This is a genomic window from Nocardia sp. NPDC019323, assembly GCF_044389845.1.
Classification (GTDB): domain Bacteria; phylum Actinomycetota; class Actinomycetes; order Mycobacteriales; family Mycobacteriaceae; genus Nocardia; species Nocardia implantans.
In genome coordinates this window covers 326,676-352,865 of sequence record NZ_JBIRYN010000005.1, presented here as the reverse complement: position 1 = coordinate 352,865, position 26,190 = coordinate 326,676, and the positions used below count along the sequence as shown (strand labels likewise).

General features: G+C 66.5%; 29 protein-coding genes. 14 read left to right on the top strand and 15 right to left on the bottom strand.

Going from position 1 to position 26,190, the window contains the following annotated elements:
• Positions 1 to 11 precede the first annotated feature (11 nt).
• Entirely contained in the window at positions 12 to 356 is a 345-nt protein-coding gene (locus tag ACH49X_RS20925; protein WP_195081261.1) for a hypothetical protein, read from the bottom strand.
• Positions 357 to 421: 65 nt separating this feature from the next.
• Positions 422 to 688, bottom strand: coding sequence for a hypothetical protein (locus ACH49X_RS20920; protein WP_195081262.1), 267 nt, complete (start codon positions 686 to 688; stop codon positions 422 to 424).
• Positions 689 to 754: 66 nt separating this feature from the next.
• On the opposite strand from ACH49X_RS20920, the gene ACH49X_RS20915 reads away from it, so the two are divergent.
• The 4 genes from ACH49X_RS20915 (at position 755) to ACH49X_RS20900 (ending at position 3,933) form a co-directional block, all read left to right on the top strand.
• Positions 755 to 880, top strand: a complete 126-nt coding sequence (locus tag ACH49X_RS20915; protein ID WP_357206065.1) for an Rv1535 domain-containing protein — start codon at positions 755 to 757, stop codon at positions 878 to 880.
• A gap of 376 nt (positions 881 to 1,256) precedes the next feature.
• Entirely contained in the window at positions 1,257 to 1,898 is a 642-nt protein-coding gene (locus ACH49X_RS20910; protein WP_357206062.1) for a hypothetical protein, read from the top strand.
• A 203-nt stretch (positions 1,899 to 2,101) separates the two neighbouring features.
• Positions 2,102 to 2,518, top strand: a complete 417-nt coding sequence (locus ACH49X_RS20905) for a VOC family protein (protein ID WP_357206059.1) — start codon at positions 2,102 to 2,104, stop codon at positions 2,516 to 2,518.
• Between the two features lie 314 nt (positions 2,519 to 2,832).
• Positions 2,833 to 3,933 (top strand): glutamate--cysteine ligase, encoded by a 1,101-nt coding sequence (locus ACH49X_RS20900; protein WP_357206056.1) that lies wholly within the window; start codon positions 2,833 to 2,835, stop codon positions 3,931 to 3,933.
• A 51-nt stretch (positions 3,934 to 3,984) separates the two neighbouring features.
• Here ACH49X_RS20900 and ACH49X_RS20895 read toward each other — a convergent pair whose 3' ends face one another.
• A complete protein-coding gene (locus ACH49X_RS20895) occupies positions 3,985 to 4,815 on the bottom strand; it encodes an LLM class F420-dependent oxidoreductase (protein ID WP_195081266.1) in 831 nt (276 codons plus the stop codon).
• A gap of 156 nt (positions 4,816 to 4,971) precedes the next feature.
• Between ACH49X_RS20895 and ACH49X_RS20890 the strand changes: the two genes are divergently transcribed.
• Complete coding sequence (locus ACH49X_RS20890) at positions 4,972 to 5,817, top strand: helix-turn-helix transcriptional regulator (RefSeq protein WP_195081267.1); 846 nt, start codon at positions 4,972 to 4,974, stop codon at positions 5,815 to 5,817.
• Positions 5,818 to 5,894: 77 nt separating this feature from the next.
• The gene (locus ACH49X_RS20885; protein ID WP_195081268.1) at positions 5,895 to 6,659 is read left to right on the top strand and encodes a glucose 1-dehydrogenase; all 765 of its coding nucleotides are present in this window, start codon (positions 5,895 to 5,897) and stop codon (positions 6,657 to 6,659) included.
• Positions 6,660 to 6,687: 28 nt separating this feature from the next.
• Here the strand turns inward: ACH49X_RS20885 and sigJ are convergent, their stop codons facing one another.
• Positions 6,688 to 7,572 (bottom strand): RNA polymerase sigma factor SigJ, encoded by an 885-nt coding sequence (gene sigJ, locus ACH49X_RS20880; protein WP_357105113.1) that lies wholly within the window; start codon positions 7,570 to 7,572, stop codon positions 6,688 to 6,690.
• A 134-nt stretch (positions 7,573 to 7,706) separates the two neighbouring features.
• Between sigJ and ACH49X_RS20875 the strand changes: the two genes are divergently transcribed.
• Positions 7,707 to 8,291 (top strand): NAD(P)H-dependent oxidoreductase, encoded by a 585-nt coding sequence (locus ACH49X_RS20875; RefSeq protein ID WP_357105116.1) that lies wholly within the window; start codon positions 7,707 to 7,709, stop codon positions 8,289 to 8,291.
• Between the two features lie 10 nt (positions 8,292 to 8,301).
• Positions 8,302 to 8,760: a nuclear transport factor 2 family protein gene (locus ACH49X_RS20870; RefSeq protein WP_195081271.1), complete on the top strand. Its 459-nt coding sequence runs from the start codon at positions 8,302 to 8,304 to the stop codon at positions 8,758 to 8,760.
• A 79-nt stretch (positions 8,761 to 8,839) separates the two neighbouring features.
• On the opposite strand, the gene ACH49X_RS20865 is transcribed toward ACH49X_RS20870, so the two are convergent.
• Positions 8,840 to 9,202 carry an OmpA family protein gene (locus ACH49X_RS20865; RefSeq protein WP_195081272.1) on the bottom strand — a complete coding sequence of 121 codons (363 nt, stop codon included), beginning with the start codon at positions 9,200 to 9,202 and terminating at the stop codon, positions 8,840 to 8,842.
• A gap of 100 nt (positions 9,203 to 9,302) precedes the next feature.
• Here ACH49X_RS20865 and ACH49X_RS20860 point away from each other — a divergent pair, with 100 nt between their 5' ends.
• A complete protein-coding gene (locus ACH49X_RS20860; protein WP_195081273.1) occupies positions 9,303 to 9,467 on the top strand; it encodes a hypothetical protein in 165 nt (54 codons plus the stop codon).
• 202 nt (positions 9,468 to 9,669) lie between these two features.
• Entirely contained in the window at positions 9,670 to 10,548 is an 879-nt protein-coding gene (locus ACH49X_RS20855) for a hypothetical protein (protein ID WP_195081274.1), read from the top strand.
• A 45-nt stretch (positions 10,549 to 10,593) separates the two neighbouring features.
• On the opposite strand, the gene ACH49X_RS20850 is transcribed toward ACH49X_RS20855, so the two are convergent.
• The 3 genes from ACH49X_RS20850 to ACH49X_RS20840 are packed head-to-tail and all read right to left on the bottom strand — an operon-like array spanning position 10,594 to position 14,271.
• Positions 10,594 to 12,243, bottom strand: coding sequence for an MFS transporter (locus ACH49X_RS20850; RefSeq protein ID WP_195081275.1), 1,650 nt, complete (start codon positions 12,241 to 12,243; stop codon positions 10,594 to 10,596).
• 2 nt (positions 12,244 to 12,245) lie between these two features.
• Entirely contained in the window at positions 12,246 to 13,685 is a 1,440-nt protein-coding gene (locus ACH49X_RS20845; RefSeq protein WP_195081276.1) for a DUF2252 domain-containing protein, read from the bottom strand.
• A gap of 49 nt (positions 13,686 to 13,734) precedes the next feature.
• Positions 13,735 to 14,271 carry a hypothetical protein gene (locus ACH49X_RS20840; RefSeq protein WP_195081277.1) on the bottom strand — a complete coding sequence of 179 codons (537 nt, stop codon included), beginning with the start codon at positions 14,269 to 14,271 and terminating at the stop codon, positions 13,735 to 13,737.
• A 332-nt stretch (positions 14,272 to 14,603) separates the two neighbouring features.
• Here ACH49X_RS20840 and ACH49X_RS20835 point away from each other — a divergent pair, with 332 nt between their 5' ends.
• Both ACH49X_RS20835 and ACH49X_RS20830 read left to right on the top strand, forming a co-directional pair.
• The gene (locus tag ACH49X_RS20835; RefSeq protein ID WP_195081278.1) at positions 14,604 to 16,448 is read left to right on the top strand and encodes a glycoside hydrolase family 15 protein; all 1,845 of its coding nucleotides are present in this window, start codon (positions 14,604 to 14,606) and stop codon (positions 16,446 to 16,448) included.
• Positions 16,449 to 16,461: 13 nt separating this feature from the next.
• Positions 16,462 to 17,838 carry an MFS transporter gene (locus ACH49X_RS20830; protein ID WP_195081279.1) on the top strand — a complete coding sequence of 459 codons (1,377 nt, stop codon included), beginning with the start codon at positions 16,462 to 16,464 and terminating at the stop codon, positions 17,836 to 17,838.
• A 9-nt stretch (positions 17,839 to 17,847) separates the two neighbouring features.
• On the opposite strand, the gene ACH49X_RS20825 is transcribed toward ACH49X_RS20830, so the two are convergent.
• Together ACH49X_RS20825 and ACH49X_RS20820 are read right to left on the bottom strand one after the other, a co-directional pair.
• Positions 17,848 to 18,138 (bottom strand): SHOCT domain-containing protein, encoded by a 291-nt coding sequence (locus ACH49X_RS20825; protein ID WP_195081280.1) that lies wholly within the window; start codon positions 18,136 to 18,138, stop codon positions 17,848 to 17,850.
• Positions 18,139 to 18,180: 42 nt separating this feature from the next.
• Positions 18,181 to 18,633, bottom strand: a complete 453-nt coding sequence (locus ACH49X_RS20820) for a DUF6325 family protein (RefSeq protein WP_195081427.1) — start codon at positions 18,631 to 18,633, stop codon at positions 18,181 to 18,183.
• 551 nt (positions 18,634 to 19,184) lie between these two features.
• Here ACH49X_RS20820 and ACH49X_RS20815 point away from each other — a divergent pair.
• Complete coding sequence (locus ACH49X_RS20815; RefSeq protein WP_195081281.1) at positions 19,185 to 20,579, top strand: hypothetical protein; 1,395 nt, start codon at positions 19,185 to 19,187, stop codon at positions 20,577 to 20,579.
• 105 nt (positions 20,580 to 20,684) lie between these two features.
• On the opposite strand, the gene ACH49X_RS20810 is transcribed toward ACH49X_RS20815, so the two are convergent.
• The 5 genes from ACH49X_RS20810 to ACH49X_RS20790 form a co-directional block, all read right to left on the bottom strand.
• Positions 20,685 to 21,089 carry a hypothetical protein gene (locus ACH49X_RS20810; RefSeq protein WP_195081282.1) on the bottom strand — a complete coding sequence of 135 codons (405 nt, stop codon included), beginning with the start codon at positions 21,087 to 21,089 and terminating at the stop codon, positions 20,685 to 20,687.
• A gap of 54 nt (positions 21,090 to 21,143) precedes the next feature.
• Positions 21,144 to 22,160 carry a hypothetical protein gene (locus ACH49X_RS20805; RefSeq protein ID WP_195081283.1) on the bottom strand — a complete coding sequence of 339 codons (1,017 nt, stop codon included), beginning with the start codon at positions 22,158 to 22,160 and terminating at the stop codon, positions 21,144 to 21,146.
• On the bottom strand, positions 22,157 to 23,485 hold the full coding sequence (locus tag ACH49X_RS20800) for a Dyp-type peroxidase (RefSeq protein WP_195081284.1): 1,329 nt from the start codon (positions 23,483 to 23,485) through the stop codon (positions 22,157 to 22,159). The genes ACH49X_RS20805 and ACH49X_RS20800 overlap by 4 nt, the downstream gene beginning before the upstream one ends.
• Before the next feature lie 16 nt (positions 23,486 to 23,501).
• On the bottom strand, positions 23,502 to 24,062 hold the full coding sequence (locus tag ACH49X_RS20795) for a hypothetical protein (RefSeq protein WP_195081285.1): 561 nt from the start codon (positions 24,060 to 24,062) through the stop codon (positions 23,502 to 23,504).
• A 388-nt stretch (positions 24,063 to 24,450) separates the two neighbouring features.
• Positions 24,451 to 25,077 (bottom strand): HD domain-containing protein, encoded by a 627-nt coding sequence (locus ACH49X_RS20790; RefSeq protein ID WP_195081286.1) that lies wholly within the window; start codon positions 25,075 to 25,077, stop codon positions 24,451 to 24,453.
• A 157-nt stretch (positions 25,078 to 25,234) separates the two neighbouring features.
• Between ACH49X_RS20790 and ACH49X_RS20785 the strand changes: the two genes are divergently transcribed.
• On the top strand, positions 25,235 to 26,155 hold the full coding sequence (locus tag ACH49X_RS20785; RefSeq protein WP_357206052.1) for an NADP-dependent oxidoreductase: 921 nt from the start codon (positions 25,235 to 25,237) through the stop codon (positions 26,153 to 26,155).
• The last annotated feature ends 35 nt before the right edge of the window (positions 26,156 to 26,190 follow it).

Sequence of the window (26,190 nt, the reverse complement as noted above, 5' to 3'; positions counted from 1 at the left end):
TTCCGGCGCCGTTACGCGGGCAGGTGGCCGTAGCCGACGATGTTGATGAAGTAGTGGCCGGGAATCAACTGGTTCATCGCGTGCCACTGTCCCGCCGGATCGCGCTGGTAGTAGCTCACCGGCAGCGAACCGACGTCATAACAGACGATGTCGGCGGTGCCGAACGGGCTCCAATAGGTGCTCGCACCTGCGCGAGCGGGTTCGAGCGGCGTCGTGAACAGGTGACCGCACGGGGTGATGCTCGGTTCGTAGATCGAAGGTGCGGCGGCGGCGGTCGGCGCGAGGCCGGCCACACAGACACCGCTCAATCCCGCGCACACCGCCGCGGCCAATGCACCAGGGACAAGCCGCCCCATATCGGTTCTCCTCACATGTCCGATCGACAGCAGTGAGCACACGATAGCGGCCGAAGCGGTGGGTTCTAGACCTCTTCGAGAGCCTCACCGATCTGGTGCGCGACGCGATTGTGCTGATCCTGCGCCAGCCAGTGACCGGCCGCGAGGACCACCGCGACGGGCCATTCGATGATCTCCGCGGCAGCCAGCGCGCCGAGTGCGCCGTAGTACGCCAACTGCTCGGGCCGCGGGATACGGATCCGGCCGACGACCGGCAGGTCCATCGCGAAACCCTGCGCAGCCAGCACCTGATCGACGGCATTCCGGTGGCCGGTGGATGATTTTTCGGCCATTTGTTGCCTCCCGGTAATGGTCTGTTCGAGAAGTCGACGCCTGGCATCCGCACGGTGTCCTATGTGATGACGACTGATCGACGTGGCGGCTCCGATCCGCTGACCGGCGCACTGACACAGGTGCTGGCCGTGCCATTGCGGGAGCTGTACGCGATGCTGTGGCGCTTACGGGTCATCGAAATCGTCGACTGATCATTCGTTGTCGGCCGTCCGCGGCAGCGCCCATCGACAGCCCCGGCTACCGTCGCGTCGGCCGTGCGGGCGCTGATGTCCTACCTGGTGAAATCGTCATAGTCGCTCCGTCGCGTTCATCCTTCGGATACCCGGGAGCCAGCCAAAGTTTACCTCTGGGCAGGAGCCGAGGCGCGAGGACAGCTCCACATTCCCGACTTGCCCCGACGATGGTGTGCGACTGCCTTCGCGCACTCGCCCCCGCGCGGCAGGCGCCCGAGAGTCCGATGTCGCCGCCGGGCGCATTTCCGCCCGCCCACGACCTTGGCGTGACATTTTCGCGACCATTTCGTAATGTGTCGGTGACCTATCCCCGACAGTAATCGGTATCGACATCATGTCTGGCCAACACCGCAAACGAGCCGCAGGCCGAAAGTTCACCGTTTTGGCTGCGTGTGGCGTCGTGGCGGCCTTGGCCGTCGTGCTGTGCGCGGCGATGGGAACTGCCCCGGAGGCTCGGCATGCCGCCGTCGATTCGCCTTCGTCCGCGGTCGAAACCGATCCGGCGCCGACTACCGTGCCGTCGACGGCACAGCAAGCGCCGGCAGTGGCCGCGGCCGGGCAATCATTCCCGTCGGCCAAGGCTGCCCAGCAGCATCCGCCCCCGCCGCCGCCCCCCGTCCCGTGTTCGACGGAACTCGCCGGCGCACGGCCGCACGTGGCGCAGGTGGGCAACCTGCTCAAGAAGACATTCGCCGTCGCCGATGTCGGCGGCGCCGTCGGCCGTGGCGACGGCGATCACGGCGCGGGCTTGGCGCTCGATTTCATGACGCCCGATCCGGCGCGCGGCGACGCGATCGCCGAATTCGTACTCGCCAATCAGCAGCGTTTCGGGGTGACCTACGTGATCTGGCGGCAGCGCTACAACGACGGCAGCGGTTGGTCCTACCTGGAAGACCGCGGAAGCCCGACCGCCAATCACTACGACCATGTGCATGTGTCGTTCGATCAAGCCGCCCACGGTGAGGTCACCTGCTGATCCGAGATCGTCGCGGACCGAACGGAGATCCGGGTCCATCGGTTCGAATCGGCCCGCCTCCTCGCGGCGATGATGTCGCGGCGGGCGCGCCGGTGCCGAGCACGTGGACCGGCCCGAGCGCTGAAACGCTCCCAGCCGTCGCCTCGCCACCGGGCGGTCGGGTCGTCCGAGCGGCGTCCTGTGATCGTGACAGGATCTCGACCATGCCGATTTCGACCAGTTCGTTCGACCATGTCCGCCTGACAGTGACCGACATCGACAGATCCCGCGCGTTCTACGACGCCGTGTTCGGATGGCCGATCGCTTGGGAGTGTCCCGCGGACGCGGACGAAGCCACCCGCGCGCGATTCGGGTTCCTCTTCGGCGGAGTGATCTGCCAGATGGGTGACGCGCTGCTCGGACTCCGCCCGGTCGCCAGCGATCAGTTCGACGAAGATCGAGTGGGGCTCGACCACCTCGCCTTCGCCCTCGCCACTCGGGAGGATCTCGATGCGGCGGCTGCCGTGCTCGATGAACTCGGCATCGCGCACGCGGGGGTGAAAGACCTCGGTCCGATGTACATTCTGGAATTCCGCGATCCGGACAACATCGCGCTGGAATTGGTCGTACGCAAGCAGTAATCGTCCCCTTTCGTCGCGCAGGCGCGGCACCGTGGCCTGCCTCGCCGAAGACACCGGAACTGTTTGGGCTCGTATGCCGGGGGTACAGCCCGAACACCTTCTGTTCGCGCCGTCGATGCGCAGGTCGGACACTGCTCGCCGGAGCCGGAAGTTCGCCCCGTGGACCGTGTCGGCGCGCGAGCTGGTGAATGCGGGCTCGACATCGAGTCCGAAGGGGTTGTGGTGAAGGAGGACCGGTGTGGACGTGAGAATGCTTGGGGCAGCGGATGAATGCCCGATCGATGACCGAGAGTCGAAGGGCGTGACGCACAGCCATGGATAGCGTACCGACTGTCGGTGTCGAAGAGGAATTCCTGCTGACCGATCCCGAAACCGGCGCTCCCGCACCGAACAACATCCGGGTCGCCGAAGCGGCGAAGAAGGCGGATGTCGACCTGCAACTGGAGCTGACCAGCTGTCAGGTGGAAACCAGCAGCGCGGTGCACACCGATATCGGAGACCTGCTCACGGAATTACGCACAGTGCGCAGGACCGTCGCCGAATGCGCGGCCGACAACGACACTCGACTGCTCGCTGTCGCCGTGCCACCGACCGTTCCCGAGGGCTTCCCGGTCACCGATACGCCTCGATATGGGCGGATAGGGGAAACCTTCGGCATGATCGCTCATGAGCAAGGATTGTGCGGATGCCACGTGCACGTCGGAGTGCCCGACCGCGACACCGCGATTTTGGTCGGCAATTACGTGCGTCCGTGGTTGCCGGTGTTCCTGGCATTGACCGCCAATTCCGCGATCTACCGTGGCAGCGAGACCGGCTACGCGAGTTGGCGCAGCATTCTTTGGCGGCGCTGGCCGAGCGCGGGACCACCGCCGTACTTTCCTTCCGTCGACGACTACGACGCGATCGTCGCCATGATGCTCGCCAGCGGCAGCATATTGGACAACAAGATGGTGTACTGGGACATCCGGCCCTCGGAATCGTTTCCCACCGTGGAGATCCGGGTCAGCGACGTGCCTGCCACCGCGGAGGAAGCCGCGCTGCTCGCCGCTTTGATCCGGGCCACCGTTGCCACGGGTCTGCGCTCGATCGAGCGGGGTGAGCCAGCGCCACCCGTCCCTGCCGAAGTGCTCCGCGCCGCCTATTGGAACGCCGCGCAGTCGGGCTTGGACGGCGACGGGCTCGATCCGGTCGAAGGGCGCGTGGTCCCGCACCGGGCCCTGTTGGACAAACTCGTCGATCACAACGAGCAGGCCCTGCGCGACTTCGGCGACCATACCTTCGTCACCGAGACGATCGCGGCGCTGGACGAGCGTGGAAACGGCGCCCGACGCCAGCTCCGTGCGATGCGCGCCCGCCGCGAAATCGGTGATGTCATCGCCGAACTGGCGCGCGCCACCCTCGAGGGATGCGCCTGAACCTCGTCGACTCCTGACGGTGCGGCCGACCGGCCGCACCGTCATGGCGATTCACTCGGCTGCGGTGAGCAGCGGCGCGAGCTGGCGCAGCGAGCCGAGATAGTCCGCACCCAATGCCTGCAGCGCGACGTGGTCGGCGCCCGCGTTCAGATGCTCGACCAGTTGCCCGGTGACCTCCACGGGCGTGCCGTGCACCGCGAGCACGTCGATGAGCCGGTCACTGCCCGGTTTGGCCACATCGTCCTCGGAGAAGCCGAGACGCCGCAGATTCGACACGTAATTGCGCAGGCCGAGGTACATGTCCACCATCTGCCTGCCGACTTCGCGCGCCCGCTGCGGATCGTCGTCGAGCACGAGCTTCTGCTCCGCGACCAGCAGCGCGGAGCCGAGGATCCGGCGCGCCCGGGCGGTGTGCTCCGGTGGGGCCAGATACGGCAGCGCGCCCGCGGTGCGCTCCCGGGAGAGTTCGAGCACCTTGGGCCCGAGGGCGGCCAGCGCCATCCGCTGTTTCGGCACCCCGGCCGCGTCGAGCTCGTCGAGGTATTCCACCAGCGCGTCGTACGGTTTCCGGTACGGCTTGTTGGCCTCCGGATGCCCGACGCCGACACCGAGCAGGAAGCGGCCGGGGAAGCGCTGTTCGATCCGGTGGAACGATTCGGCGACCGTCTTCGCCGGCGCCGTCCAGATGTTCACGATGCTGGTGGCGACGATCAGCGTCTCCGTCGCCTCGAGCAGCGACTCGACCACCGGCAGATCAGCGGGCGGCGAACCGCCGAGCCACAGCGCGCTGTAGCCGAGTCCCTCGAGTTCGGCGGCCTCCGCGGGGGTGAATCCCCGGTAGCCGCGCCATACTCCGTACCGTCCGAGACCGTCGATCGCCATAAACGTCTGAACCTCCCGTTCGTTTGGTCATGACGGTATCCCGCTGCGCGCCCCGCCTCGCACAGGCGCGGATGCGGGCGAGGATTTCGTCAGGGAAACGATAACGGTGCGGTGCACCGGCGCCTACGACCCGCGGTGCCCTTGTTACCGTGGCTCATGACCAGCGAAGCCGTGCCGCGCCGCCGCGAGTTGCTACGTGACTTCTTGCGCGCCAGGCGAGCGAGGGTGCGGCCGGAGGATGCCGGTATTCCGGCGACGGGCCGTCGGCGCACGCCTGGATTGCGACGGGAAGAGGTCGCCGTGCTGGCCGGGGTCGGAGTGTCCTGGTACACCTGGCTCGAGCAGGGGCGCGACATCACCGTCTCCGACGAGGTGCTCGACGCGATCGCCCGGGTCCTGATGCTGAGCGAACCGGAACGCATTCATCTGTACCTGTTGGCGGGACTCAATCCGCCTCCTCTGGACTGCGCCCCGGTCACAGCCGTCACGCCGGAAGTGCGGCAATTGGTCGACGCTTGGGACGGGCGGCCCGCGGTGCTGCGCGACCGCTACTGGAATGTGCTGACGTACAACGACGCCGCGCGGGTGGTGTTCGGCTACGGCGAGGGGGAACACAATTGCCTGCTGACCTATTTCACCAATCCGCGCTATCGAGCCATGGACGAACTGTGGGCGGCGAACGCACCCGCCGTCGTTGCCGCCTACCGGGCGAGCGCGGCCATTTGTCCCGGTGACGCCGATTTCCGCAGGGTGGTCGACAAGCTCCGTACGGTGAGCCCGGAATTCGCCGAACTCTGGCAGCGGCAGGAAGTCGGAGTTCCCGCGCAGGCGGTGAACGCGCTGCGTCATCCCGACCTGGGTGACTTGTTCTTCGACGCGACGACGCTGACGGTCGCGGACCATCCCGCGTGGCAACTGGTGCTGTACAACCCGCGGCCGGGCACCGACACCGGCGAGCGCCTGGAACGGCTGCACCGTCACCGCGTCACCTCGCCCGCCTGACGGTCGCAAGGTGGTGGTCCCACACCCACCATAAACGCGCACTGTTCGCCCCGGGGCCGTGTCGGCACGCTGAACCCATGACGCACGACAGCTCCCGATACAACGGCAAGATCGCACTCATCACCGGCGGCACCAGCGGCATGGGCTCGGCCACCGCGCACCGGCTCATCGCCGAAGGAGCGCAGGTGATCGTCACCGGGCGCGACAAGGCCCGGCTCGACGCCGCGGTCGGTGAACTCGGGGATCGGGCGCTCGGAATCGCCGGTGACGCAACCGATCTCACCGACCTCGACGCCTTGGTGACGACCATCCGCGACCGGTTCGGCCGATTGGACGTGGTGTTCGCGAACGCGGGCATCGGCGCGTTCCAGACCATCGAGGAGGTCACCGAAGCCGAGTTCTATCGTGTTCTCGACGCCAACCTCAAGGCCGCGTTCTTCACCGTCCAGAAGACGCTGCCCCTCCTGCCGGACGGTGCGGCGATCGTCATCAACGCGTCCTTCGCCTCGTATCGCGGCGCACCGGCCGCCGCGCTCTATACCGCGAGCAAAGCCGCGGTGCAGAGCCTGGCCCGAACCTTCGCCGCCGAACTCACCACCCGGCGCATCCGCGTCAACTCCGTGAGCCCCGGGTACATCGACACCCCGGCCTTCCGAGCCGAAGCGTCGGCCGGGATCGAGTCCGCGATCGCGACCACGGTTGCCGCAGGCCGGGTCGGAACCCCGCAGGAGGTAGCGGCGGCGGTCGCCTTCCTCGCGTCGGACGAAGCGTCCTACATCAACGGGCAGGACATCCTCGTCGACGGCGGACTGATCTCGGTCGTTCCGGCAGCGATGCTGTAGCCGAGCTCGTACCTCGCCGTCCGCCGTTTCAGCCCACGGTCCATGCCTGCAGTTTCTCCGGATTCCGGATCGCCCAGATGTGCGTGATCCTGCCGTCGGCGATGTCGAAGGCGTAGACCGAGACGATGGCGTCGTCGAGCAGTGCGACCAGGCCGGGCTGGCCGTTCACCGTGCGCTCCAGCAGGGTCACCGCGGGGCCCCTGGCAGCGATTTCCATCCAGACGTGGGCGATCTGCTCGGCGCCGTCGATCGGGTCGAGGAAGGCCGGTGCCAGGCCGCCGCTGTCGGCTCTCGCGGTCGCTTGCGGATCGAGCAGGCCGATCAGAGCCCCGATATCCCGGGCCTCCCAAGCGCGTTTGAAATCCCGGACCACCTCGCTTCGTTCGGTGTTCGACGGGTTCCGCGAGGTATCGATGCGGCGGCGGGCGCTGGAGGCGAGCTGGCGGCAAGCCGCGGGCGTGCGCCCGACGATCTCGGCGATCTCGGCGAAGGAGTAACGGAAGACGTCGTGCAGAACGAACGCCACCCGCTCGGCCGGGGTCATGGACTCCAGCACGACGAGAAACGCCATGCTGATCGACTCGTCGAGGGTGACCCGGTCGGCGGGATCGGCGGGACCGTCGAGCCACTCGGACCGGCCCGGCACCGGCTCCGGAATCCATTCGCCCACATAACTTTCCCGCCTGGCCCGGGCCGAGCCGAGCAGATCGAGGCAGATCCGGCTGGCCACTGTCGTCAACCAGGCGCCGGGCGCCGCCACCTCCCGCCGCTGCCGCTCGGACTGCGCGTACCAGCGCGCATAGGTCTCCTGCACCACGTCCTCGGCCTCGGCCAGGGAGCCGAGCAGCCGGTAGGCGAGATTGATCAGCTGGCGTCGTTCACTGATCACCGCAGGCAGGTGCGGGTCGGTCATGCTCGGCTCCTTCGGTCTGTGGGTCACTTACGGAATCGACGAATCCGCTACCTGATTTGTGAGGCGGCCTGACATTCCGGACGGCTGTGTCGTCGGTAGGTCGTGACACTGTCAGCAGACCAGGAGTTCGGACAATGACCAGAATCGGCATCATCCTCGGCAGTACCCGGCCCAACCGCAACGGCTCGCAGGTCGCCCGGTGGGTCCTGGAGGCGGCGTCGCAGCGCGACGACGCCGAGTTCGAATTGATCGATCTGCGCGACCACCCGCTACCGCATCTGGACGAGCCGGTGGCGCCGATGTTCGGTCCGTCGGTCAACGCGCATACCCGCGCCTGGGCCGAACGGATCGCCCCGTTCGACGGCTTCGTGGTGGTGACCCCGGAGTACAACGGCGGAGTCCCCGGCGTGTTGAAGAACGCCCTCGACCACCTGTTCGCGGAGTGGGGTGACAAGGCGGTCGGATTCGTCTCCTACGGCGTCAACGGCGGCGCCCGCGCGGTGGTGCAGTTGCGGACGGTCTGCAGCACGCTGGGCATGGCCGTCGTCGGCTATCAGGTCGCGATCTCGGTGCTCACCGATTTCGAGAACCACACCACCTTCACACCGCGTGAACACCATGCCGCCGCCCTGGACAAAACGCTGGATCAGATCATCTCCTGGAGCGCTGCGCTCGCACCGCTTCGCGCGGACGCCGAAACCACTCTCGCCCATTCCTGAGGAGGCGATCATGACCGGGAACAATGACATCCAGTCACGCGCTGAGCTGGATGAAGTCGAGTTGCGCCGAACAATCGACAAGGCGGTCGAAGGCCTGCGGGTCAAGGACCTCGATGCCCTGAAGCGGCTGTACACGCCCGATGTCGTGTCCTTCGATGTCGAGCCGCCGCTCCAGCATGTCGGGATAGCGGCGAAACTGGAGAATTGGGCGAAAGTGTTCCAGTTCTTCGAGAAGGTGACCTATGAGGTTCGCGACCTGACGTTCACCGTGGGCGGGGATGTGGCCTTCGGGCACGCCTTCGCTCGTCTCAGCGGCACGCTGAAGAACGGAGCGGAAACGAGCGGTATGTGGGTCCGGGTGACCTACGGAATGCGGAAGATCGACGACGCCTGGCTGATCGCTCACGACCAAGTCTCGGTGCCGCTGGACATCTCCAGCGGCAAAGGCGTGGTCGACCTCGAGCCCTGACGGGTTCGGCTGCGCACACGGGTGGTTGTGGAACGGTTTCGGCCACGACCACCCGTTTCCGGGGTCGTAGCTCCACGTCCTATTCGGCGACCACCGTGATCTGCGCCTGGTCGACCTGAACATCCGGCGCCGTCGGGTTGGCCTCGGCTCGAACAGCGACGCGCGCCCGATCGATCCCTTCGGCCTCGAGTTCGGCCGCGATATTGTCGCCCCGGGCCTTCGCCAGAGATCTGGCGGCCACGATGTCGGCGTCGCGGGCGTATGTCGTGATTTGTATTTTCGTCTCGTTCCCTTTCAGCGGGATCGCGACCGCTTTGATGGTGGCGACATCACCGGGGCCGAGATCGGAGCTGCCGCTGTCGAAGGTGATCGGCACGGCGGCGATTGCCGCGTTGATCACGTCCTGGATCTTCTGCTGTGCGGTATTCAGGGCCGAGCCCACGACAGAGGACGCCGTCGCCCCCAAGGTCCGCGAACCGTGCGTCCGCTGATCCGTCGGTGTCGCCGGATTCGATCCGTCGTCCGACCCGCACCCTGCGGTGATGATCGAAACCACCGCGGCCATCGCGATTCCACTGACGCTTTTTTTGGATCTCATCGGCCTACTCCTGTATGCGCTGGAGAATTCCGTTCGCGTCCTTCGACGCCTGGACATCGGCGCTTCCGCAGGGCCGGACTCCGGTCCGGCCGGGCACGTCGATCGGTGACGCCTCGCACAGTGATCCTGGCACAGGTGGGGCATTCGCAACGTGGTTTCGGTGTCCCGGCCGAAATGAAGTCGGTTCGGCCACTGGAATCGATCAAGTAGACGTGGTCGCGGGGAACTGGGCGTAGCGTTCGATTCGTCTCCACCGAGACGAGTTCGCACGACAATTCCTGACGGAACGAGCAAAAAGGACAGTGAGCGCGGTGCGGTCCGTGAAGTTGTCGGTGGCATTGGCTCGCGAAGTATCTCTCGCGCGCACCCAGGTCGCGACCGGCTGGCTGCGCGGAACGCCATTTGGACGGACGCTGCGCCGTGTGATGGACGGTCTCGCCGAAATCCAGCTCGTGGACCGGTCGCTGGCCCTGGCCGCGCAGATCTTCACCTCGGTCTTGCCGGTGATGATCGCCGCATCCGTCTTCAGTGGCTGGCATGCGCCTGCGGAGACGATCAACGACCAGTTCGGCTTCGACTCCGCAGCGGTGTCCGCCGACGGCGGATCGCTTACCGCCAACCCGGCGATAGCGGCGTTCGGTGCGGTGGGCCTGCTGATGGTCCTGCTCGGCGGCACGTCGTTCGCACGGGCTCTCGCGCGCATGTACGAGGCGGTCTGGAAAGTGCCCGCCATCGGTCCGCGAGAGGCTTGGCGATGGCTGGCCGCGCTGCTCGCTGTCGCTCTCGCCGCCGGGCTGGTGGGGCAGATCCGCGACCTCACGCAGATCCGCTACGCAGGCAGGCTGCTCGCACTACTCGGTGAGGTGGTCATCTGGATGTTCGTGTGGATGCTCGCTCCCTTCCTTCTGACGAAGGGAGCGCTGACGGGCCGTCTGTTGTGGGTCTCCGGGGCGCTCACCGCGATCGGATTGACAGCGGTGCACGCGGCAGGCCGGGTCCTCTTGCCTCGGATCACGACGAACGCCCGAGAGCATTTCGGTCCACTGGGACTGGCCTTCACGTCGGTGAGTTGGCTTTTCGTCCTGTCGGTGGTGATCGTGGGCGCGGCCGCGATCGTCAAGGCGCTGGCTCTGGACGAAACCGCGATCGGTCACTATCTGCGCGGGCAAGCCGACGACGACCGGGAATGACGCACCGGCCGCGGCATGCGACGCCAGGCCGCCGATGTGGGTCTGTCAGCGCTCCGCGCCGGACTCGGCTTTTCCTGACGGGCGTCCATCCTCTCCGCCGCGCGGAGCGGCCGGTCGGCGAGGCAACAGACCGGTACCGAACAATGCCGCGACCGCCAGCACAGCGGTCACGGCGAATGCCACTTGCAGCGCCTCGAGACGGGCGTCTGAGTTGACCGCCAAAATGGCGTCCGCGGTGGCGTCGTCGACACCGGAGCTGTCGAGCGCGCCCGCCAGCTGGCTGTCGGACAGGAACGGCACCCCGGCGGCGAGTTCCGTGGTTGCTTGCTCTCGCACGGACGCCGGAACCGCCGGGTTGTTCTCGATGCCGGCGACGACGGTCGAGGTGAGCGCGGCGATCAGGATCGAACCGATCAGCGCGGTGCCCAGCGACGCACCGAGGGTGCTGGCGGTGTTCTGTAGTCCGCCGACCTCGGAGCTGCGCGAATCAGGCACCGCCGATACGGTGACGGCGCCCAACTGGGAGGCCAACGCGCCCAGCCCCAGACCCATCAACAGCATCGGGATCGACACCACGCCCGCATTCGCGCCCGGGTCCATCCCGGCGGCGAGGATCAGAACGCCGACGATCATCGCGCCCAGACCCAGCCGAACGACCCGGCGGGGGTCGGCCCGCGGTCGGAACCGGGGGATGCCCGCCGCGGCCAGGACAAGCGCGATCGACAACGGAAGGATGCGTACCCCGGTCTCGAGCGCGTTGAGTTCGAGCACCACCGACAGGAACAGCGGCACCGAGAAGAACACCCCGGCTTGAACCGCGAACTGCGCGAAGAACATGCCCGACCCGCCGACGAGTTGCCGATTCCGCAACAGTCCCGGATCCACCAGCGGGTCGCGGCCCCGATCCACCAGATACGTCTGTCTCCGCAGGAACAGGTACAGCGTGAGCAGGCCACCGATCAGCAGCCAGATGACCGGCGACAGACCGAGCACGGCGGGTCCGCCGGCCTTGGCCCGCACCCAGCCCCATTCGCTCGACCGCAACACCCCGTAGACGACTGTGCCGAGGCCGATCACCGACAGCAGCGACCCGATGACATCCAGCCGGACACGCTCGGCGGGAGCGTCCTCGATCCGGCGCAGCACCAGCAGGATCAACACGACGATGACCACTTCGCCGAAGAAGACATACCGCCACGACGCGAACGTGGTCACGGCGCCACCGAGCAGTGGGCCGACGGCGACTGCCATCGCTCCCGCCGCCGCCACCAGGCCGTAGGCCGCGGACCGGCGTTCGGGTGCGAAATTCCCAGCGACGAGAGCGACGATCGCGGGCATGATCAGGGCGGCTCCGATTCCCTCCAGCAGAGACCACCCCAGCAGCAGAATCGGCAGGTTCGGGGCGAGCCCGGTGATGAACGAGCCTGCACCGTAGACGACGAGGCCGAATCCGAACGTCCGGCGGCGGCCGAGGATGGCGCCCACCTTGCCGCCTGTGATCATCAGCGCGGCCATCACCAGCGTGTACAGGGTGATGGCGGTCTGGATGCCGGTGATCGTGGTACCGAGATCCTGGGCGACCGTGGCCATGGAAACATTCATCACGGAGCTGTCGAGCGTCATCAAGAACTGCCCCGACGCCAACACGACCAGCACGAGCGAACTCGATCGGGCGGCCGATGCTCTGCCGTTCATCCTCACACCTCCCGCCACGCGGTGATCGTGCCGTTCCCGATCGCCTCGCGCAGCGCGGCGTGATCGCGTGCGTTCCGGTCGGCGTAACTTTCGGCGAACACGGCCATCGCGTCCGCGAAGTCGTCGTCCGCGTCGAGGTAACCGGCGATCGAGAACCGGTCGCCGGAGCGGGCGTGGGCGTAGGCCAGCACGCACGCGCACAGTCGGCCGTAGCGAGTCATCAGTTCGGGGGACATGGTCTGGATGTCGGCGGATCCTTTGCCGTCCCGCAGTTGACGAACGTAGAAGTCCCGCACCACTCCGTCTTCGCCCGCGCCTTGCTGCCAGCCGAGGAAGATGTCGCTGGCGGCTTGCAGCAGCCGCTGCCCTGCCACGACACGTTCGCCCTGGTTGGTGAACGACGGTCCGTCGAGATGCTGCGCGAGGACCGACGGCTGGGCCTCCTTGGCCTGCAGGAACAGCGGGTCGTTGCCCGGCCCGCGAAGGAGGATGATCCATGCCCGGGTGCCCACGCTGCCCACCCCGACCACCTTGCGCGCCGCCTGCACGTACTCGAATCGGTCGAACAGGGCGCGCCGGTCGGACTGTAGCGTGTCGCGGTACTGATCGAGCCGTTGGATCAGCGCACGGTTCAACTGCTCGGCGTCGGCGCCGGTGAAGATCTCCTCGACCGGAACGATCAGCGGCGGCGTACTCGTGATCCGGGGCTGCCCTTCCACGATGGTGGTCAGCTTGGACAGGGCCTGGACGCTGTCTCGGCCCCAGGACTTGTCGATCGTCTTCTTTATGCGTTTCCTCGTCGGTGGATCGAGGACTTCGCGTAATTCGTCGAATCGGGTCACGGCGTCGATATGGGAGTACCAGACCGCGAGTTCTCCGCGGGCTGACTGGCGAATCATGACTTCGCGGTACTCGGCGGCGCAGGCACGGAGATACTTTCTGCGTTGTCTGCCGCTGTGGTTGTTGTCGCGCCCGGCGACCGCGAGGCTGGTGACCAGTCGTTTGACGTCCCATTCGAACGGGCCGGGATAGGTCTCGTCGAAGTCGTCGAGGTCGAAGGCGAGATTGCGTTCCGGCGTCGCGAACAGTCCGAAGTTGCTCAGATGGGCGTCGCCGCAGAGTTGAGTGATCAAACCCGTAGTGGGGGCATGTGCGAGATCCGCGGCCATGACCACGGCCGCACCGCGATAGAACGCGAAAGGAGCTGTGCCCATTCGCCCGTACCGCACCGGGACGAGTTCGGGGATTCGTGTCGCGGCCTGTGTTTCGAGCAGCCCGAGCGGATCCCGATCGATGCTGGGCTCGAATTCGGCCAGCAGGCCGGACGGCGCCCGGCGCTGTACGGATCTGCCGTATTCGGCACGCTCGGCGCTGGTCGATCGGTCGGCCGCGTCGGTGTGCTCGTCGGACTCCGCGACAGCGGGATCGTTTCGCTCTGTCATGACTTCGGCCCATTCTTGCGAGTCTCGCGCGAATAAGAGGGTGTGCGGATCAGTGGGTCAGGATGACCTTCACCGCCACGACGGCGGTGGCGGCGCAGACCAAGAGCACCGAGCCGATCAGCGTCGAACGGTGCGGCCGCTCGCCGTGCAGTCGGCCTATGACGAAGACGATCCCGCCGATTCGCACCAGTATGGCCGACTCCGCGAGCAGCTGCGCGGTGCGTGGTTCGATCCATCCGATCGCCGCGGCCGCGAGGATCACACACGGCAGCACTGCCGAGCTGAGAATGGGCAAGGAGTCGCGCAGGTCCGCCCATCGTTCCTGGGGAGACAGCGCATGGCTCTGGCGCACCGATCGACCGACGCCTTCGGCGAAGGAATGCGCGATGAAGGTGGAGAGGGCGATCCCGAGGACGACCAGGATGCCGACATCCTCGGCGGACGGTGTGACCGGGATCAAGGCCGCGAGGATCAGGACGTTCCCGTAGATGTACGCGCTGATCCTGCTGGCCGCGTTCCCGCGGTCGAGTGGAACGCTGCGGGAGAACAAGGGTCCGTGCAAGAGTTCGTGTCTGTTGCCTTCCATCAGCCCTCACAGGGTTCAGCGGCCACACCGGTGTCTTATCGAAGGGACCGAGTTCGTTGGATGGTTGCTGATCCAGTTGATTGTCGCGCGACGCTCACCACGCTCGGATTCGAATCCTGGTCGAGACGGCTTTTCTGTGTCGATGGAGACCATCATTCGATTCGCCGCAGATTCGCTTGCGAACCGATCTACTTTCGTCGGTCCGCACGCATTCGGCGGTGGCGCGGCGCACACTGTGAGAGACAGTGGCTCCCGGAGAGGGAGGTGCGCACGCTGGGCGAGCCACTCTGGGCCGTTCGGTCATGCCCGATTCCCGGTACGAAGGAGTGGATGTGAACGCCTACCCACCGATCGCCGAGCACGGCATCGTCGGCGATCTGCAGACTGCGGCCCTGGTCTCCTCCGCGGGCACGATCGACTGGTGGTGCACGCCGCGGTTCGATTCGCCGAGCGTCTTCGCGTCGCTGCTCGACAGTGAGCGGGGCGGACATTGCGGGCTGGCCGCCGATGTCGGGACCGAGGAAATGGCGATCCGCCAGTTGTACCTGCCGGACACGGCGATCCTGGTCACTCGGTTCATGGCTCCCGAAGGGGTCGGTGAGGTCGCCGATTTCATGGTGCCGATCCTCGATTCCGCACCCACCGACCGGCATCGGTTGGTGCGGGTGGCACGGGTGGTGCGTGGTAGCTTGCCGCTCACGCTGACCTGCCGCCCGCGATTCGACTACGGGCGCGCCGCGCACACCCTCGAACGACTCGGCGATCGGGCTGCGGTCTTCCACGGCCCGGGCACGGACTTGCATCTGCAGGCCACCGACCCGGTACTGCTGCAAGCCGAGGACGGCGACATCACGGCTCGTTTCACGCTTTCCGAGGGGGAGACCGCCGTGCTGGTGTTGACGAGCATGGCGAGCGACGGTACGGCTCCGCCGCATCCATCGCGGGAGGACATCTCCACCGCCTTCGGGCAGTGCCGGGATTTCTGGCAGTCGTGGCTGCGTTCGTCCACCTACCGGGGCCGGTGGCGGGATATGGTGAATCGATCGGCGATCACCTTGAAGCTGCTCACCTATCACCCCACCGGCGCGCCGATCGCCGCGGCCACGATGGGTCTGCCCGAGCAGATCGGCGGCGAGCGCAACTGGGACTACCGCTACACCTGGGTCCGCGATGCCTCCTTGTCGGTCCGGGCGTTGATCGATCTCGGCTTCACCGAAGAGGCGTTGGCGTTCCGGCGCTGGCTGCGCGATCGCCTCGAGGCCGACGACACGGCATCCGGCGAGCCGCTGCAGATCATGTACCGGATCGACGGCGACCCCCGCCTCGAAGAGGAGGTGCTCGACCATCTGGAGGGCTATCGCCGGTCCGCGCCGGTGCGGGTCGGGAACGGGGCGGCCGACCAGATCCAGCTCGATATCTACGGTGAGGCCGCCGATGCCCTGGCCCAGTCCTCGGACATCGGTGGGATCTGGGGTTGGCGGTCGTTCGCGAACCTCATGGACTGGCTGACCGAGCACTGGGACCGGCCCGACGAGGGAATCTGGGAAACGCGCGGCGGGCAGCAGGAATTCACCTACAGCCGCCTGATGACGTGGGTGGCGTTCGATCGAGGTATCCGTATGGCCACCGACTACTCGCGGCCGGCCGATGTGGCCCGGTGGTCGCAGGCGCGGGACGCGGTGTTCGCCCAGATCGTCGAACGCGGCTGGAGCGCGAAGCGGCAGGCGTTCGTACAGCATTACGCCACCGATGTGCTGGATGCGTCACTGCTGCTGATGCCGCGAATGGGATTTCTTTCGCCGCGGGATCCGGTATGGCTGAGCACTCTCGACGCGATGGACGACGAACTGGTCAGAGACAGCCTGGTCTACCGCTACGACCCGGAAGCATCTCCGGACGGTCTGCGTGGTGTCGAAGGCACCTTCAATCTCTGCAGCTTCCTGTACGTAGAAGCACTCGCCCGTGCCGGACGGGTGGGTCAAGCCCGGTATGCCTTCGACAAGATGCTCACCTACGCCAACCACGTGGGTCTTTTCGCCGAGGAGATCGGTCCTTCCGGCGAGCAGCTGGGCAATTTTCCGCAAGCGTTCACCCACCTGGCACTTGTCGCGGCCGCCATGGCCCTGGATGAACAACTCGACCGCGCCGAAGCCCGGCCCGCGACGACATCCGGATAGGCCGAACACGCGGATGCCCGGTCCCGGTGCGGCCAGCCCTCCCCGCGGTGCGCTCGTTCCGCTGGCGCTCGCGCAATTCATCTGCAGCTTCGCCGGTTCGAACATGAACGTGATGATCAACGACATCAGCGCCGACTTGAACACCACCGCGCAGGGCGTGCAGATCGTCATCACGATCTTCCTGCTCGTCATGGCGGCGCTGATGATTCCGGGCGGCAAGCTCACCGACCGCTACGGCCGCAAACGCTGTTTCGAACTGGGCCTGACGATCTACGGTGTCGGCGCCGTGATGAGTGCGCTCGCTCCCGGGCTGGGTGTGCTGATTCTCGGCAACTCGATTCTGGAGGGCCTCGGCACCGCGATGCTGATCCCGCCCGTCTATATCCTCACCACCCTGTTGTTCACCGAAACCACCTCGCGGGCGCGGGCCTTCGGCGCGATCATGGCGCTGGGTGGGATCGGTGCGGCGGCCGGCCCCTTGCTCGGCGGAGTCATCACCTCAGCGTTCGGCTGGCGGGCGGCGTTCGCGTTCCAAGCGTTGGTGGTCGCGTTGATCGTGCTGCTCGGCCGGCGCATCGCCGACCCGTTGCCGCCGGATCCGACCCGGGTCTTCGATATCGGTGGCGCGGTTCTGTCGGCGGCCGGTCTGGTCCTGCTCGTGACCGGCATCCTGGCGGCCGACGACAACGGCTGGGTCATGCTGCTCCTGCTCTTGCTCGGCGTGGTGGCGCTGGGGTGCTTCTTTCTCCACATCCGTGCCCGGGAGCGATCCGGACGCGAACCCCTCATCTCGACCGGCCTGTTCCACAACCGCACCTCCAACCTGGGTTTGATCACCGAACACATCCAGTGGCTGCTGCTGATGGGAACATCATTCGTCGTGGCGGCCTACCTGCAGGTCGTCCGGGGATACAACGCGATTCAGACCGGTGTGATCTTCACGGCGGCCACCCTGGGGTTGCTGGTGTCGTCCTTGGCCGCCGCACGGCTGGCGCGGCGGCGCGCGCAGCGCACCCTCATCATGGCGGGATTTCTCGTGACCATCGCCGGCATCGGCGTCCTGCTCGCGCTGGCCGGGACGCTGGTGCATCCGTGGGCGTTCGCGCCCGGCCTGCTGCTGATCGGCCTCGGACTCGGTGTCATGCTGACCCCGGCGGTCAATGTCGTCCAGTCCAGTTTCGGCGAGGACCAGCAGGGCGAGATCTCCGGGCTGTCGCGCAGCGTGTCCAATCTCGGCTCCTCGCTCGGCACCGCCATCGCGGGAACCATCCTCGTAGCCGGGCTCACGAGCCACGCCTACGCCGCTGCGATGATCGTCTTGGCCGCGATCGGAGCGGCAGGATTCGTCGCCGGGGCGTTGCTGCCCCGGCACGCTTCCGCTGCCGTGTAAGAAGTTTCCTCAGGACTGGAGGATTCTGGCCTTCTCGGCTTCGAATTCGGCATCCGTGAGCACACCCTGCGCTTTGAGTTCGGCGAGTTCCTTCAAAGCGGTGATCCGGTCCATCGGCACACCCTCGCCGGATCGCGGCGCCTGCGCCGGTTGTGGTGGCGCCGACTGCACGTCAGCGGCGTACTGGGCATCCTGCACGGCCCAGCGTTGTCCCTGTCGGCGGGAGACGCGATTGGAGACGGCGGTGGCGGTGCCGGCGACCATGGCGGTGCGGGCTACGCCACGCAGCAGTCCGGGCATGACACTCTCCTTACTGTCGGGCCGGTGACGATGATCGTGCCATCATCGGTTCCCCGCTTCGGCGACTTCGAGGGACGACAGGATGCTCTCCACCGGGATACGTCCGGTGGCCACCAGTTCGGCGCCGTTGCGGCGCAGCGCGGACGCGAAGGGCGCCGCCCACCTGTTCTCGTAGACGAGGATCGCGGCGGAGCATCCCGGCTCGAGCGCCTTGCCCGCCTCCTTGCGGTCGGCGTCGTCGAGCAAGCCCGAACCCGCCTCCGCGAAGAGGGTGATATCGACGTCCCCTTCGAGACCGAGGTCGGCTATGTCGACTCCGAAAAGTGCGCCGTCGGCGTCCTTGCGGACGAACGCCAAGTCCAACACCCGGATGATGCCCCGATCGACGAGGTCGCGCAGCAACGGCAGGGCCGACCCGTCCGGAGGCCGGTCGGCAGGGAATTCGATCACGAGATAATCGATGGGACCTAACGCATCGATATCGGTTCCGGTCACAATAGCCCTCTTCCTGTCACGAGAAAGGGAGCCGAATCGATCCGGCTCTCTTACCGAACCGGCATGAATTGCTTCGCATATCAATTGCTTGCCGTTGGAGAAGAACCTCGGACTCATCGGCTGAGTGGTGCTAATGTCGGTCCCAGCGTACGCCCCTGATCGTCACCGGGTCGCTGTTTCTTTACTGGAGGCGGACGCCTGACGGGATCCGCCCCGGCGTGAATCAGCGCATCCTCTTATTCGAATATCTTGCCTCGAAAGTTTTAAACCGCCGCACCATCCGCTGTCGCCGACTCCGGCCGTCCTCGGCACCGTGGTCGTGGAGCCATCGGACCCTGGAACGTTCAGCTCACCATGCCCTCGGCGGATCGCTCCGCCGAGACCGGGCGGCGCCGCCCTCGCCCGAGACGGGGCGGCGCCGCCAACCCGCCCCGCGACGACGGTTGCCGCGGTGGACGCAACCGACGAAGAGCAGGTGCGCAGGCACCGAGACCGTCGGCTCGGTGACGCAGGCGAACTGCCCGTGTCCGTTCTCGGAGTAAGGGGTACCGATGGCTTCGGATGCGCGAGAGGACGCACCCGGCGGCAAGTTGACCGCCGACGAACGCGCGGAGCTCGAGCGGCTGCGTGCCGAGGTGGCGACACTGCGGGTGAAAGGGCGCGGCGGCGTGCGCCGGTCGCCGCGGCATGGGTGGCGCTGGACTGCGGTGACGATCTTGACGGTGCTGGTCGCTGTTCTGGCGATGACCACGGTGGTGTCGCGGTTCGTGCGCGGAGAGGTCCTCGACACCGATCGATATCTGAGCACAGTGGCGCCGCTGGCCTCGGATCCGGTACTGCAGACCGAGGTCTCCGATACGATCACCGAGGAGATCTTCGCCCGCGTTGACATCGAGGGTCTCACCGCACAGGCGCTCGCCGCCATCACCGACGCCGCCCCTGCGACAGCGGACCGGCCACGGGTGGACCGCGCGGTCGAGGGGCTCGCGCCGGTGATCACGCAGCAGGCCCGCGAGTTCGTCCACGACACCGCGCTGTCCTTCGTGCGCAGCGACCAATTCGAAGACCTGTGGCTACAAGCCAACCGCGCCGCGCACACCGCCTTGGTGGCGGTGGCCACCGGGCACGTCGGCCCCGAGTCGGTGACGGTGGACGAGAACGGCACGGTCGCCATCTCCCTGCGCACGGTGATCGAGAACGTCAAAGCCAGGCTGCTCGCCCGCGGCTTTACCTTCGCCGAGAAGATCCCCGCGGTCGACAAGCAATTCGTGTTGTTCCGATCCCCGGAACTGGTCCGAGCGCAGCGGGCGGTCGACAATCTCGACAAAGCCTCTGCCGTGCTGCCGTGGGTGACGATCGCGGCCGCCGTGGCCGCGATCGCCGCGGCTCCTCCCGGTCGTCGCAAGCTCGCCTCGGCGTTCGTCGGGCTCGCGCTGGCGGCAGGAATGTTGATCCTCGCCATCGCCTTGGCCGTGGCCCGCGCACTGTATCTGGACGAGATCCCGGCCGACGTCCTGTCGCCGCAGGCAGCCACCGCGATCATCGACACGGTCCTCGTGCCGCTGCGGACGGCGCTGCGCGGCATCGCCGTGCTCGGCCTGGCGATCGCATTGGGCGCATACCTGGGCGGAAACTCGGCCTCGGCCGGCGCGGTGCGCCGCGGATTCGGTCGAGGCATGGACGCGGTGCAGCGGCTGCGGCGATCTCGTCCGCCGAACCGGGTGGAGAAGTGGGCTTTCCGAGCCCGCTCGGCGCTGCGTTGGACGATCCTCGGCGTTGCCGCGCTCTTGCTGGTGTTCTGGCGCTACCCCACCGGGCTCGTAGTGGTGTGGATCATCCTCGGCGCACTGCTGGCGTTACTCGCGTTGGAACTGCTGATTCGTCCCGCCCGCGTCCGGCAACAGGGAGAGCCCGGAACGGACGACGATGCCGCAGCCCGAGTGTGAGCCGACGGACAACCGGCGCGGCCAGAGGCGTCGTGTTCCTCCGCGGAAAGGAGACGGGATGCGGGCGCCGACCGTGGCCGGCTGAAGTGCTCGATCCCATCCAGGTCAGATCCGGCCGGGCCGCCAGGTCGTCACCGCCCAGATCACTACGACGTCCAAGGCGATCACGACGGTCGACCACCACGGGTAGTACGGCAGCCAGAGGAAGTTGGCCAGGATCGACAACGCGGCGAGAAACACCGCTATCACCCTCGCCCACATGGCTCCCGCGATCAGCCCGACTGCGGCGATCACGATCAAGATCCCGAGAACGAGATGGATCCAGCCCCAGCCGGCGGCACTGAACTCATAGGTGTAATTGGGCCCGGACACGAGAATGTCGTCCTTGTCGAGTGCGGAAATGCCCTGGAAGATCGACAGGACGCCGGCCGCGAGCAGAAGAACCGCTGCGCCGATCGACGTCGTGGCGGCGACTGCCTGCTTGACGGAATGCTCATCGGTTGCTGACATTGCCGTTCACCTCTTCTGATCGGTTCTGTGGGCGGTGCGGGGTTTGATGCGGTGTCACTTCATGAGTGCGACATTGCGCCAGAAGTTGACGAGGCTCTCGGTCCCTCCGAACAACGTGGTGAAATTGGTCGAGTCGACGATCACGATGTCGCCGGCGCGTCGTTCGGTGGGCGGCAGCCAGATCAGGGCGTTGAACTCGGTATTGCCCTCGGCGGTGAACGGATGGGGTCGTTCGCGGTCGACGGGCTGGCGGGCGAGCAGCCGCACGGACTCGCTGGCAGGTGCGGTCAGGTGATAGTGCGGGAGGTGGGGATGGAAGTTCAACGTGGTGACGTCGTCGAGCAGATGCAGGGCATCGAGGTCGCGGAATGTGGTCAGCGGGGCAATGGATTTCGTGTCCTCGACGACGGCGGGACGCAGTCCGTACATGTTGTGCACCGGAACGTCGAAGGCTTTCATGAGTGAGCGGGTGTAGGCGCTGAAGCGTTGCTGCCGTGGCACCAGTGGGTCGCGGTGGTGCTCGTGCTCGACGCGGCGTTGCCGGAGGTCGTCGGTGCAGCCGACGTCGTGGTGGGGTGCCAGCAGCAGGCAGGTGTCTTCGCGTTGCAGCCACTCGTCGATGGCCGCGATCTCGGCCGGGGAGGCTGCTGCCTGGCCGGCCACGTGGTCGAGGCCGAAGATCATCAAAGTGTCGGTGTCGCTCAAAACGCGTTCGTCGATGGGCAGTTCGAACCCGGCCTGATCGATGCGCTGGTAGACCGCGACGGGATGGCCGGTGGCCTCCGCGGCGACCTGCTGAAAGGTAAGCGTGGAACGGTGGAACAGCTCCAGCGTTCCCGCGATGCCTTGCAGGAAGTGGGCGGTGTCGTATTCGGGTGTCTCGTAGGCCGGCCAGGTGGCTTGGCGCACTTCGGTCATGGTGGAGAAACGATTGTCCAGCCCGGCGGGGTCGCGCTGGGCTTCCCAGGGATAGCTCCAGGTCCAGTAGATACTCAATCGGCGTCTGCCGGACGTGTGGGGGCGCGGCAGCTGCCACTGGTTGTAGGTGCGCGCCGGAGAGATGGTGCTCATGGTGCTACCTCGCCGTCGGTACAGAGGTAACGCAGTGCGCGGAGACCGGGCAGGAAGAAGTACGCGCCGCCTCGGAGAGTGGTGAACGCCGGTAATCCCTTGATGGTTCTGCGAATCGGACGTTGCGGAATCTTGTATTCCAGAGTGCCGTCTTGATTGCCGATGATCGGGTCGCGCTCGTTGCCGAGTTCGTGGAACGTTTTGTCGTTGATCCACACGTTCTGGGCGAACTCGAATTGGCGCACCAAGCTCGCGCACAGGACGAAGGCCGCGATGCCACGTTCGGCGCCGTCCTCGGGAACGTCTTCCGGCAGGTGCGGTCCGTAGGTGGCGCCCCGGCGGATCAGACGCCGACGTTGCATGTTCACCGCGGTATCGCGGGGATTGAGCCTGCGGATATGCGAACCCAGGGGTGCCGCGTACCCGTAGGGGTCCATCTCTTTGTAGTTGAAATCGTTGTTGCGCTGCATGTCGGCCCCGAGTTCGGGGTCGTCCTTCTCGGGTGCGAGCACCAACGGGGCGCCGCTTCGCCAGCGACCCATCAGTTTCGCGGCCAGCAACTCCTGCTCATCCGGGGTGTCGCTGTGCTCGGCGAGGAAATCGCGAAAGCGCCCGACATGTTCCTGCAGGCGCCGGTAGGCCATGTAGCTGCCGTTGCGCGACAACCGCTGCGGTTGCGGCAATCCGACGGGAGGGCCTGCCTCGTCGGGATATCCCAAGAGGAACTCGCCGGCTCTGATCGGAGCGCCCGTGCCCGGCGTCGGCTGTTCACCGGAGCCTTCGATCACCGGCTGCGACAACCGGTCGCGGTAGCCGAAATGGTCGTGCGCGTACTCCAACGGCGGAACGGCCGCCACATCCAGCGACGAGAGCACCGTCACTCCCGCACAGCGGGTGAGGAGTTCGTCGTGCGCTCGAATACAGCGAGCGCGTTCGGCGTCGTCGTGGGCGAACAGGATGGCGATCGCATGTAGCTGGTCACCGGCCAATCCACCGACCCAGTGGTCGGGGTGGTCGAGCCCGACGTCACCGAGGATGTCCGCCCGGGCTGCCATGCCCTGCCGGAACTCCTCGGGAAACGTCGCCAGCGATGGTTCGGGCACACCGAGTGCGCGCAGCCCGGTCCAGGTGAACGCGAGTGTCACCCATCGGCGGTCGGTGCTCGCACCCCGCTGCGCGTCTGCCGCCGAGGCGACCTGATCGACCATGGCCGACAACCACGCCCGCGCACCGTCGCCACCGGCGAACGACAAGAACTCGTAGCGACCGGTCAGCGCGGGGACGCGGGTCAGCACGATGTGCTGGATATCGTCGACTTCGAGCATCGAGGACCTCGTGGTGCTACTGCATTTGGTCGAGCATGTCGGAGAACGCCGCCTTCATCCGCAGTGCCTTCTTGATCTCTTCCCCGGTCACATACGGGTACTCGCCGTACTCCAGGAAGCTCGGGCATTGATGCTCACGGAAGAATTCGACGACGGCGTCGATATCGGTCCTCCAGTCCTCGGGGAAGCCTTCGAGGTTGACGAATACTGTTGTGATACCTGTCGACGAGAACAGAGCGACAGCGTCCTCGACGTACTTGTCGAAGTCGGTGTCGAAGATCCCCTGATACTGGAAGTACAGCCCGTCACCGATGTCGAACAGCAACCACCGCAGGTAGTGCAGCCGCAGCGGCGCCAGCACCGTGGGGTCTTCCTCGACCGCGGCCTCGAGCTGTTTACCGTACTCCCGGATCGCCGCCTCACGGCCGGGTTTGACCTTCGCGATGATCGAGAATCCGTAATTGGCGGGTGTACGGGGAAATATCGGTCCGTACCGGCCATTTTCCAGCTCGAAGTATCCTTCTTTCGGAATGGCCACCGCCGCCGGCTCGGACCAATCCCGATCACCTGTCGTCATGTCGCCTCCGTCTCCAGCAGGATGGCTCCAGTGGCACTGTCAAGACTCCGAGATGGCGGGCTTCTTCATCAGAATCGCAGTCGACGCGAGGCGCAACGAAGTTCCGCGCGGAGCGTACCGCCGCCAGCGGCGACCGCCGCGGATCTGGCATATATACCGACCGCCTCGCGGCGGTGCCTACGCGGTCAGTTTAGCAGGCACGGCACTCCGCCATGCCGTGTTACTCCGTACGTGGAAAGTCGAACTGCCGGGGTTGCTTCACCTATTGGATGTTCGATATTCCGTCGTTGCGTACAGTGCGCGTTCCGTGCTCGGAATGGTGACAATCCACTTCTACGGCGTCGACGACGAGTCATTCTCGAAACGACTGAGATACGCGGACGTTGCCCTACCGTTCATCGTGCGTATGCCCGGAATCGGCGTCCAAAGGATTCGCGGCCATCCTCATGGCGAGGCCCGATTGAACGGCACGCGCGGCGGAGCTGCCGGTCTTCCGGTCGGCCTGGACCTGGAAGCGGGCGAGGAACTCGTCGGCGAACCCGAGCCGGGGGTACCGCCGGAGTACTTCGGCACGGAAGGCGGGGCTGAAATCGTCGATGTTCTGTCCCACGACGTCCAACGCCGCCGCCCGCGACAGCATGTGGCCTTCCGGGTCGTCGGCCACGTCCACGTCGGGCCCCATATGCCTGGCGATGACTTCGCCGAGGTGTTCGCGGCGCTCGCTCGGCCAACCGGCCCCGGCGGCGAACACCCGGGCGACATGGCCGCCTGCCTCCTCGAAGGAGACCGTGTGGCTGTCGAACTCCGGCGCCAAGCCGATGTCGTGGAGCATCGCAGCCGTGAACAGCAGCTCGGAGTCGTACCGGATGCCCTGCTGTCTGCCGTAGGCAGCCGCCCAGACATAGACGCGGTGCGAGTGGTTCAGCAAGGCGGCGCAGTGGTAAGCGGAGGCCACCTCCAAGGCGGCCGATGAGGTGGCCGTCTCGGGAATCACGAGGTCGTCCAGATCGCTCATGCTTCGACAGTACGGCGTGGAGGCCCTGGTCCGTTGCGACGGCACGGGCGTGGACATTCATTGCCGACCCAGAGAGTCCCGCCAGTGGCCCGCCGCCGGCGGACCGGAGTGCGTACCGTCGAAACCGATCAGTCCTACGACTCCCGGAAGGATCGCCATGCGAGCCATCACAGTCCGCGACCGCGAAGCCGGCGTCGCCGGATTGACCCTGACCGATCTGCCCCACCCTCACGCCGCCGAGAACGATGTCATCGTGCGAGTCCACGCGGCCGGCTTCACCCGCGGCGAGCTGGACTGGCCGGGCACGTGGACCGACCGCGCCGGCCGCGACCGCACCCCCAGCGTCCCCGGTCACGAACTCTCAGGCGTCGTCGCCGAGCTCGGCTACGGAACCACTGGTCTCACGGTAGGGCAGCGCGTCTTCGGCGTGACCGACTGGGCCCGCGACGGTGCGCTCGCGGAGTGCACCGCCGTGGAGGCCCGCAACCTGGCCCCGCTCCCGGCCGACGTCGACCACGTCGCCGCGGCCGCTCTACCGATCTCCGGCTTGACGGCTTGGCAGGCCCTGTTCGACCACGCTCACCTGAAAGCAGGCCAAACGGTCCTCATCCACGGAGTCGGCGGCGCAGTCGGCTCCGTCGCCGCACAACTGGCCCATGAGGCAGGAGCCCGCATCATCGGCACCGGCCGAGCCTCCGACGAGGGCACGGCCCGCGATCTGGGTGTCCACGAGTTCATCGACCTGGACGGCGGAGCCTTGGAGGACGCCGGCGCGGTCGACGTGGTACTCGACGTGATCGGCGGTGACATCCGCGACCGGTCCACCGCGCTCCTACGCCCTGGCGGCACCCTCGTCACCATCGCCGGTCCACCCACCATCCACCCCCAGGACGGCCGAGCCATCTTCTTCGTCGTGGAACCCAACCGCGACCAACTCGCCCAACTGGCCACCCGCCTCCACCAGGGCAGGCTCGTCCCTCTCGTCACCACAGTCCGCTCCCTGACCGAGGCCCCCAAAGCCTTCAGCCCCGATGGCCGCACTCGAGGCAGAACAATCATCAAAGTGGTCACCGACTGAGGTTCGCCGATCGCTGCGCGGCACCGATGGCATCC